The organism is Fusobacterium perfoetens (assembly GCF_021531475.1).
GTDB lineage: Bacteria > Fusobacteriota > Fusobacteriia > Fusobacteriales > Fusobacteriaceae > Fusobacterium_B.
This window is the reverse complement of record NZ_JADYTX010000057.1, coordinates 1-8,836: the sequence shown is the minus strand read 5'-3', so window position 1 is coordinate 8,836 and position 8,836 is coordinate 1. Positions and strand designations below refer to the sequence as shown.

Annotated in this window: 9 protein-coding genes and 1 riboswitch; of the genes, 2 read left to right on the top strand and 7 right to left on the bottom strand. The window is 28.5% G+C overall.

Annotation, left to right across the window (positions count from 1 at the left end; translation table 11 throughout):
* Positions 1 to 267: 267 nt before the first annotated feature.
* A riboswitch (Lysine riboswitch) is annotated at positions 268 to 436 on the top strand.
* Between the two features lie 124 nt (positions 437 to 560).
* Positions 561 to 2,144, top strand: a complete 1,584-nt coding sequence (locus tag I6E15_RS09765; RefSeq protein WP_235247587.1) for a Na+/H+ antiporter NhaC family protein — start codon at positions 561 to 563, stop codon at positions 2,142 to 2,144.
* Positions 2,145 to 2,199: 55 nt separating this feature from the next.
* Here the strand turns inward: I6E15_RS09765 and I6E15_RS09760 are convergent, their stop codons facing one another.
* Genes I6E15_RS09760 through I6E15_RS09750 form a run of 3 tightly spaced genes read right to left on the bottom strand, consistent with a single transcriptional unit; the run spans position 2,200 to position 4,520 of the window.
* Positions 2,200 to 2,670 (bottom strand): methylated-DNA--[protein]-cysteine S-methyltransferase, encoded by a 471-nt coding sequence (locus I6E15_RS09760; RefSeq protein ID WP_235247586.1) that lies wholly within the window; start codon positions 2,668 to 2,670, stop codon positions 2,200 to 2,202.
* Complete coding sequence (locus tag I6E15_RS09755; RefSeq protein ID WP_235247585.1) at positions 2,657 to 3,859, bottom strand: CaiB/BaiF CoA transferase family protein; 1,203 nt, start codon at positions 3,857 to 3,859, stop codon at positions 2,657 to 2,659. The genes I6E15_RS09760 and I6E15_RS09755 overlap by 14 nt, the downstream gene beginning before the upstream one ends.
* 1 nt (position 3,860) lies before the next feature.
* Positions 3,861 to 4,520: a DUF3298 and DUF4163 domain-containing protein gene (locus I6E15_RS09750; RefSeq protein ID WP_235247584.1), complete on the bottom strand. Its 660-nt coding sequence runs from the start codon at positions 4,518 to 4,520 to the stop codon at positions 3,861 to 3,863.
* A 241-nt stretch (positions 4,521 to 4,761) separates the two neighbouring features.
* Between I6E15_RS09750 and I6E15_RS09745 the strand changes: the two genes are divergently transcribed.
* The gene (locus I6E15_RS09745; RefSeq protein WP_235247583.1) at positions 4,762 to 5,085 is read left to right on the top strand and encodes a rhodanese-like domain-containing protein; all 324 of its coding nucleotides are present in this window, start codon (positions 4,762 to 4,764) and stop codon (positions 5,083 to 5,085) included.
* 70 nt (positions 5,086 to 5,155) lie between these two features.
* On the opposite strand, the gene nagB is transcribed toward I6E15_RS09745, so the two are convergent.
* From nagB to I6E15_RS09725, 4 genes are read right to left on the bottom strand one after another with little or no spacing between them, the layout of a single operon-like run.
* Entirely contained in the window at positions 5,156 to 5,995 is an 840-nt protein-coding gene (nagB, locus tag I6E15_RS09740; RefSeq protein WP_177160231.1) for a glucosamine-6-phosphate deaminase, read from the bottom strand.
* Positions 5,996 to 6,025: 30 nt separating this feature from the next.
* Positions 6,026 to 6,880, bottom strand: a complete 855-nt coding sequence (locus I6E15_RS09735; RefSeq protein WP_235247582.1) for a MurR/RpiR family transcriptional regulator — start codon at positions 6,878 to 6,880, stop codon at positions 6,026 to 6,028.
* Positions 6,877 to 7,809 (bottom strand): TIGR01212 family radical SAM protein, encoded by a 933-nt coding sequence (locus tag I6E15_RS09730; protein ID WP_235247581.1) that lies wholly within the window; start codon positions 7,807 to 7,809, stop codon positions 6,877 to 6,879. The genes I6E15_RS09735 and I6E15_RS09730 overlap by 4 nt, the downstream gene beginning before the upstream one ends.
* Positions 7,802 to 8,452, bottom strand: coding sequence for an epoxyqueuosine reductase QueH (locus tag I6E15_RS09725; RefSeq protein WP_235247588.1), 651 nt, complete (start codon positions 8,450 to 8,452; stop codon positions 7,802 to 7,804). Before I6E15_RS09725 ends, I6E15_RS09730 begins: the two co-directional genes overlap by 8 nt.
* Positions 8,453 to 8,836 lie beyond the last annotated feature (384 nt).

Sequence of the window (8,836 nt, the reverse complement as noted above, 5' to 3'; positions counted from 1 at the left end):
TTTATATGGTTAATTTTATAGATAACTTTAAAACTATAAATTAATAAGTATAAAAAATAAAAATTATTCCAAATAATTTAGTGAGTTAAGACAGATAAAATATCATTATTTTTAGCTTTCATATTGGTTAATATAAGAGATTTTATATATTTATACAACTTGGTGTTTTAAGTTAATTAAATATTAATTTTTTTAATTAAAAATTGTTAAATTATCCTTGACATTTATATAAATAAGTGGTATACTTATCGCAACAAATAAATACAGCTAAAGGATAGAGGTTGCGGTTTTCTATCACTAGTCTAAATGTTTAAAGGTTGGTACCCGTTGTTTAGATGAAAGGAGAAATCGCCGAAGGAGTTTGCTACCAATAAGCTCCTGGGTCAGCACAGAATATGTGTTGGACTGTCACAATTTGTGGAGAGCTATCAAGAATTATTAAAATTATGTTTTTTTAACATATTCTATAAAGCCATATAACATTTTGTGAAGCCTCAAGTAATTTGTGGCTTTTTTATTTTACTAAATATTTTATTTTTATTATAAGCGGAGGGATTTTTATGAGAAATGTTTTTAGAACTGTTTTTATGTGTCTTATGTTTTTAGTTATGTCAACCTTAGGGTTTGCTGAGGAGCAAGCTTATCAGCCAGCTCTTTATGCAACATTCTGGTCTTTAGTTCCACCAGTAGTTGCCATTGTTTTGGCTCTTATTACAAAAGAAGTTTTTAGTTCTCTTTTCTTAGGGATAACTGTTGGAGGACTTTTCTATTCAGGATTTACTTTTGAAAAAACTGTAACTCATATTTTACAAAATGGATTTATAAAAGTTTTATCAGATAGTTACAATGTAGGAATTTTAATTTTCTTAGTAGTTTTAGGTGCTATGGTTTGTTTAATGAATGCAGCGGGAGGATCTTTAGCTTTCGGTACTTGGGCTAGTAAAAAAATAAAATCTCGTGTATCAGCTCAACTTGCTACTATATTACTTGGTTGTTTAATATTCGTTGATGACTACTTTAACTGTTTAACAGTTGGAAGTGTTATGCGTCCAGTAACAGATAAATTTAATGTATCTCGTGCAAAACTTGCTTATATCATTGACTCAACAGCGGCTCCTGTATGTATCATCGCTCCAATTTCTTCTTGGGCAGCAGCAGTTACAGGATTTGTTCCTGGAGAAGATGGATTCTCAATATTTATCAATGCAATTCCTTATAACTTCTATGCTTTATTAACAATATTTATGTTAATCACATTAGTAGTTTTCAAAGTAGATTATGGACCAATGAAAACTCACGAAGATAATGCAGTAAATGGAGATTTATTTACTACTGAAGATCGTTCATTTGTTGTCGAAGCTACTCAAGAAAATAAAAGAGGTTCTGTATTAGACCTAATTATACCAATTGCTTTATTAATCGTTTGTTGTGTAATGGGAATGATTTATACTGGAGGATTTTTCAGTGGAGCAACTTTCGTAGAAGCTTTCTCTGGAAGTGACGCATCTTTAGGACTTTCAATGGGAAGTATCTTTGCTATGATAATAACTATCGCTATTTACTCAGCAAGAAAAGTTTTATCTTTCCACGATTGTATGAACTGTATTCCAGAAGGATTTAAAGCAATGGTTCCAGCAATCATAATTCTTACATTTGCTTGGACATTAAAATCAATGACTGACAGTTTAGGAGCTGCTCCATATGTTGCAGGATTTATGGAAACTTCAGCATCAGCTTTAATGAATATGTTACCAGCTATTATATTTGTTGTTGGTTGTGGACTTGCTTTTGCAACTGGAACTTCTTGGGGAACTTTCGGAATTTTAATTCCAATCGTTGTTGCTGTATTTGAAAATAATCCTCAAATGATGATAATAGCTATCTCTGCTTGTATGGCTGGAGCTGTATGTGGAGACCACTGCTCACCAATATCAGATACTACAATTATGGCATCTGCAGGAGCTCAAAGTAATCACGTTAACCACGTTTATACTCAATTACCTTATGCTTTAACAGTTGCATCAGTAACATTTATTTCTTACATAATCGTAGGATATACAAAAAGTTTATTACTTGCTCTTCCATTTGGAATGTTAGCTTTAACAGGAATATTATTCTTTATGAGAGCTAAAAACTCTAAATAATAAAATATTTACAAAATAAAAAATAAAGGAGTTGGAAAAAATCCTGCTCCTTTTTCTATTTATGTAATTTTTCAAGTTCTAAAAGTTTATCTCTTATATCTACTCCAAAAGCATAACCACCAGAATTTTTATTTTTTCCAACAACTCTGTGGCAAGGAATAACTATCATAAATGGATTTTTATTATTAGCATTTCCTACAGCTCTACAAGCATTAGGTTTTCCTATATTTTTTGCTATATCACTATAAGTTTTTATCTCTCCATAATTTATCTTTTTAAGTTCTTCCCAAACTGCTCTCTGAAAATCTGTTCCTTGAATTATAAGAGGCAAATCAAAATCTTTTCTCTGTCCATTAAAATACTCTTTAAGCTCTGATATAACCTTATCTCCTAAATCATTTTTTCTTTCTTCAAAATAATAATCTATAGGAACATTCTCCACAAGAGTTATCTTAAAAATTCCCTCTTCTGAATATAGAATATTAATAACACCTATTGGTGATTTATAATATTTATTTTTTAACATATAGATCTACTACATTTTCTGTTTTCATATTAGATATCTCTTCGTCAGAATATCCTAAATTTTTTAAAATAGATTCAGTATGGTATCCTAAAGGATAACCAGTTTCTTTATAATTTACTGGACATTCAGAAAGTTTAATAGGAGATGCCATCTGTTTAATAACTTTTCCATTTGAATTAGGAACTTCTACATCAACCACTAATTTTCTATCTTTTATATGTTCATCTTCCAAAAGAGCTTCTTTCATTGTAAGAACAGGTTCTACACAAACATCTTTTCCATCAAAAATTTCAAGCCATTCTTTTAAAGTTTTTGTAAGAAGTCTTTCTCTTATGATATTTTTCATATTTTCTACATCATTAGGCATAACAGTTTTTTCTATTAATTGAGGTAGCTCAATACATTCACAGAAATTTTTCCAGAATTTTGGCTCTAAAGATCCAACACTTAGATATCTTCCATCTTTAGTTTCGTAGAAATCATAAGCACTTCCACCGTTTAATCTTGTTTCTTCCCTTTTTGGCTCAATACCATTTACTAAAAAACTTGCTCCTTCCATAGCATTAAAAGATACAAGTCCGTCAAACATAGAAATATCTATATATTGTCCCTTTCCAGTTTGAGTTCTATAATATACAGCAGAAAGAATACCAATTACAGAGTTTAAAGATCCTACTCCAATATCAGCAATTTGCATACTTGTAAGAACTGGTCCAGTGGATTTTTTACCAGAGTAATTCATATTTCCACTTCTAGAAAGATAATTTATATCGTGACCAGCATTATTTTTTAAAGCCCCTGTTTGTCCGTAACCAGTCAATGAACAATAGATAATTTTTGGATTGATTTCTTTTAAAGTTTCATAATCAAGTCCAAGTCTTTTCATAACTCCCGGTCTAAATTGTTCAATAATTATATCATATTCCATTATAAGTTTATGAATTATCTCTTTTGATTTTTCAGTTTTTAAATTTAAAAATAGATTTTTTTTATTTCTCCCAAGCCAAGCTTGATTGGCTGTAATATCTGTTCCCTCTATATATGGGGGATAGTCAGCAACTATATCTTTTTTATCTGGAGAAGAAATTTTTATAACATCAGCCCCCAAATCAGATAACATAAGTGTTGCATAAGGTCCTGGTAAAAGTGTAGAAAAATCTAAAATTTTAAGTCCTGTTAAAGCTCCCATACTAAATCTCCTTTAAAAATTCTTTTATTTCTTCTTTTGAAAATTCAAATTCTGGTGTTCCTGATGAATAAGGGGCGATTGCGTATTGTTGGTATCTGATTACTAAATTATCCCCTCTAAAGAAAATAACAGCATTGTCAAGATCAACAAATCTTGTAGATGAATCTCTAAAATATTTTGTTTTTTCTTTGTTAACTTTTACATCTTTGATTATATTATCTCTAATCTCTTTTTCAAAATATTCTCTTGCTCCTCTTCTAAAGATATCATTAAATTTTAAATTTTTTCCAGTTTTATTAGAAATATTATAGGAAGTAAAACCTGTCATTCCGTGATTTCCGCCAGTATAAGTATATATTGATTCAAGAATAGATGTTATTCCAAAATTATTTTTATAATCTTTGAATATAGATTGAGCTTCATAAGGTCTATCAGAATAAGGGTTGTGTTCTCCAACTCTTGTGAATCCTTTTATATTATAACTTATATTTTTTTCAATTTCTTGATTTATTGGAAGAGTTTTTCCATCAAGAGATAATGATGGATATGAAAATTCATATGTATATTTTTTAGTTGTCTCACTTTTTTTAATAGTATCTACTTTTATATTAGCTAAACAAACAGCAGATGTTAATAAATAAATTAATATTCCTTTTTTCATTGTACTTTACTCCTTGTAGTATTTTATCATAATATTTAGAGTTCTTTTTTTTTAGAAAAGTTTAAATAAAAATTATTTTTAGTTTTTTTCTTTAAATTATAATAGAAGTTATTATATTCTTATTCTGAAAAAAATATCTTTATTTAGTTTATATTTATTATAAAATTATAACGATTATAATATTTTCTTTTATAAAATATTTTTTTCTGATATAATATTTCTATGAAAAGGAGTGATAATTATGTTAGATTTTACATATAAAAGAATTTCTCAAGAGGAAGCTAAAAAAATAATGGATAGCGAAAGTAAATATATAATTTTAGATGTTAGAAGAGAGGAAGAATTTAGAGAGGGACATATAAAAAATGCTATAAATATTCCCAATGAAGATATCTCTCCTTATGAACTTTTGGATCTGGATATTGAAATGGATACTCCAATTTTGGTTTATTGTAGAAGTGGGCATAGAAGTTTGACAGCTTCTTTAAAACTTAGTCTTGCCGGATATAAAAATATTTATGAATTTGGCGGAATTTTAACTTGGCCTTATGAGATAGTTCAATAAAAAAAATATTACAAAAATAGCTTCTTAGGAAAAATCCCAAGAAGCTATTTATAATTTTATTTAAAATTTATTATTTAGAATATTTTGCATAGAAATCTGCAAGTAATTTATCTGTATCTAAGTTAGCTCCTTCGATATCTTTGAAGTATCTGTAAGTTCCAACTTTTAATTCAAGAGTTGCATCTTCGTCAGAAACGATAATTCCTCTTCTGTGCATTTGTAAAGCAGAGATAGTCCACATATGATTTACTCCTTCTTCAACTGCGTGACGTAATGCTCTTGCTTTTGATGCTCCGTTAACAAGAATTAAAACTTCTTTAGCGTCCATAACAGTTCCAACACCAACAGTTAAAGATGTTTTAGGAACTTTGTTTAAATCTCCTCCGAAGAATCTTGAGTTAGCTATTATAGTATCTTTTGTTAATTCTTTACTTCTAGTTCTTGAAGATAAAGATGATCCTGGTTCGTTGAATGCGATATGTCCGTCTGGTCCAATTCCTCCTACGAATAAATCAATTCCTCCATAAGAAGCGATTTTTTCTTCATATCTTCTGCATTCTTCCTCTTCTTCTTCAACACCTTTAACCATTCCGTTTAACATATTAACGTTTTCAGGTTTGATGTTAACGTGGTCGAATAAATTATCGTGCATATATCTCCAGTAACTTTGTTCATTGTCTTTGTCAAGTCCAACATATTCGTCCATATTGAATGTTACAACATTTTCAAAAGATAAGATTCCATCTTTGTAGAATTGTACTAATCTTTTGTACATTCCAACTGGAGTTCCTCCTGTAGGTAATCCTAAAACAAATGGTTTTTCTGCAGTTGGTTTTGCTTCAAGTATTCTTGTAGCTACGTGTACTGCTGCCCAATCTCCGATATTTTTTTCTGTGATTATTAATCTCATTTTCTATCCTCCTATTTTGTATTAATGAATTTACAATTTAAATTTGCTAACCATTTCAATCGCATCACCGATATATTTTTCAGCAAGTTTTTTATCACTTGAAATCAATGATACATAAATTATATCTATTATAGTAAGTTGAGAGATTCTTGAGTATAATGAAGTTGATCTAAAATTATTTTTTTCCACAACAGTTGTTATCTGAATATCAGCAAGATTTTTTATAGGGTTATCACAAGTTTGAGTGATTGCCACTATTTTAATTTTTCTTTTTTTTGCTTCTTTTACAAGACAATATATATCAGCTGTTCTACCACTTTGAGATATAACGAAAAGTGCATCTCTCTCATCTAGTGTAGGGAGTGTTGCAAGCAAAGTATGAAAATCACTTTGGAAAATAACATTTATACCAAGCTCAAGAAGTTTATATTCCAAATCCCTCGCTATAACTCCAGAATATCCTGCCCCAACTATCATAACTTTTCTAGCTTTTTTTATAGTTTTTACAGTTTCTTCTATTGTTTGTATATCAAGAGATGAATAGGTATCTTGAATTATACTCGTATTTATTTTAACAACATTTTTTACAGTTTCCCCAATCTCTCCATTTTCAGATATATCTTCATAGGTAAAAGTTATTTTATCTTTTGCCTCTCTCCGCCCAATCTCTTTTCCGAAATCCACTTTTAATTCTGGAAAACCAGAATAACCAAGTTTTTTGGCAAATCTAACAACCGATGCCTGACTGGTATCACATTGTTCTGCTATTTCGTAAGTATTCATATACATAATTTTATCAAGGTTTGCCATTATAAATTTATTTATTTTTTTTTCTTTAGAAGTAAATTTATTTTGCATAGTATTAATTCTATCTATTACACTCACTTTATCGCCTCTTTCTCATTAAAAAATTTTCCTTGATATGACTTAGATGCTTTCATTTTTTTTTCAATAGAATTTAAAATACCTCTTTTATTAAGACTCCACAAAGGCTCAAAAAGTTCATCTTTTTTTGCATCTCCTGTTAAACGATGTACAACAACTGAAGGAGATAATCTTTCTAAAAGTTCTATAACGATATTTTCATACTCATCTTTCTCATATACTTTAAATGGATTTTGTTGGTAATAATCTAAGAGTTTACTATTTTTTAATATATATAAAAGGTGAATTTTTATTCCCCAAGATTTAACACTATTTATTAAATCAACTGTGTCATAGAGATCTTTTTTTTCTTCAGTAGGTAATCCCACTATCATATGGGTTACAAATTTTATGTTTTTTTCATGTAAAATTTTACAACTATTAATATAGACTTTAGTATCATAACCTCTATTTATAATTTTTCCTATATTATCATTTGCTGTCTGAAGACCAAGCTCAACCCAAAGAAAATATTTTTGGTTTATCTCATCTAAAAGGTTTATCACATCATCAAATAAACAATCTGGTCTTGTGGCTATCGCTATTCCAATTACTTTTTCGTGATTTAGTGCCTCATAATAGATTTTTCTTAGATATTCTACATCACCATAAGTGTTTGTAAAATTTTGAAAATAAGCGATAACTTTTGAAGAGCCTATCTTATCTTTCATAAAATCTATCTGTTCATCTATTTGAGCAGTAATTGTTTTGCATCTATCTCCTGCAAATTCCCCACTACCTTTATCGCTACAGAATAGGCACCCTTTATTTGAAATTTTTCCGTCACGGTTTGGACAAGTAAATCCTCCATCAAGAGAAACCTTATATATTTTTTCCTTAAAATTTTCTTTTAGAAAACTATTGAGTTTATAGAATCTATCATTATTCATTATTTTCTCTCTCTGCTTTTGACTTTCTATAATTTTCTGCCTCTACTTTTGAAAATATACAACCGCAGTAGTCCTGTCTATATAAGTTGTGCTCTCTAGAGATTTTTATACTCTCTTGATATCTACCTTTTTTCTTGAAATCTCCAAAAAGAAAATCAACAGAATAAATATCAGAAAGTTCAACACCGATCTCATTTATCCAAGTTGAATTTTTTAAAGGGCTAATTGATAAAGCTGTGGTAAAATAATCAAATCCATTTTCTTTTGCAAATTTGGCAGTTTCTGACATTCTAAGTTTATAACAAAGTCTGCATCTTTCTCCACCCTCTCTGCAAGTTTCAAACCCTTTTACCTTTTCAAAAAAATCTTCTCTAGGATTATATCTTCCCTCTATCACTTTTATATCTTCTCCAATATCTAAGATATATTTTTTCATCTCTTCAAATCTTAAGAAATACTCATCACTTTCTGTGATATTTGGATTGTAGAAATATATAGTAATATCAAAAACCTCTTTTAGAGTTTCAATAACCATAGAGCTACAAGGTGCACAACAAGTGTGTAATAAAAGTTTTGGTTTTATATTTAGTTCTTTTATTTTTTTGATTTGCTCATTCATCAACAAATCATAATTTTTTTTAATATTTGTATTCATAAAAGATTCCTTTTATTATTAAATTAAACTCACAGATTACGTTAAATAATCTATATTAAAATAATTATAGAGTTCTTCTTCTCATATTATACCACATTTGCATTGAAAAATCATACAATTATTTTAAATTAATTTTTTTTTCATATTTTATTATGTTTTCAATGTATAATAAATTATTTTAATATCATTTTTAATAAAATTAAATTAAAAATAAATAATTAAAAAAATTTTAAAATACCTATTGACTTAAAAATTTTTATATGTTAAAATGACGCATAAAAATTTTTTACAAAACTTGATATGATACCCATAAAGGACACATATATATTATCAACAAATTAAAAAATATAAGAAAGTTGGTAATGTATGTCT

Excerpts from the sequence above, each read along its gene's own strand:
- I6E15_RS09765 (WP_235247587.1), top strand. The coding sequence starts at position 561 with ATGAGAAATGTTTTTAGAACTGTTTTTATGTGTCTTATGTTTTTAGTT.
- I6E15_RS09760 (WP_235247586.1), bottom strand. The coding sequence starts at position 2,670 with ATGTTAAAAAATAAATATTATAAATCACCAATAGGTGTTATTAATATT.
- I6E15_RS09755 (WP_235247585.1), bottom strand. The coding sequence starts at position 3,859 with ATGGGAGCTTTAACAGGACTTAAAATTTTAGATTTTTCTACACTTTTA.
- I6E15_RS09750 (WP_235247584.1), bottom strand. The coding sequence starts at position 4,520 with ATGAAAAAAGGAATATTAATTTATTTATTAACATCTGCTGTTTGTTTA.
- I6E15_RS09745 (WP_235247583.1), top strand. The coding sequence starts at position 4,762 with ATGTTAGATTTTACATATAAAAGAATTTCTCAAGAGGAAGCTAAAAAA.
- nagB (WP_177160231.1), bottom strand. The coding sequence starts at position 5,995 with ATGAGATTAATAATCACAGAAAAAAATATCGGAGATTGGGCAGCAGTA.
- I6E15_RS09730 (WP_235247581.1), bottom strand. The coding sequence starts at position 7,809 with ATGAATAATGATAGATTCTATAAACTCAATAGTTTTCTAAAAGAAAAT.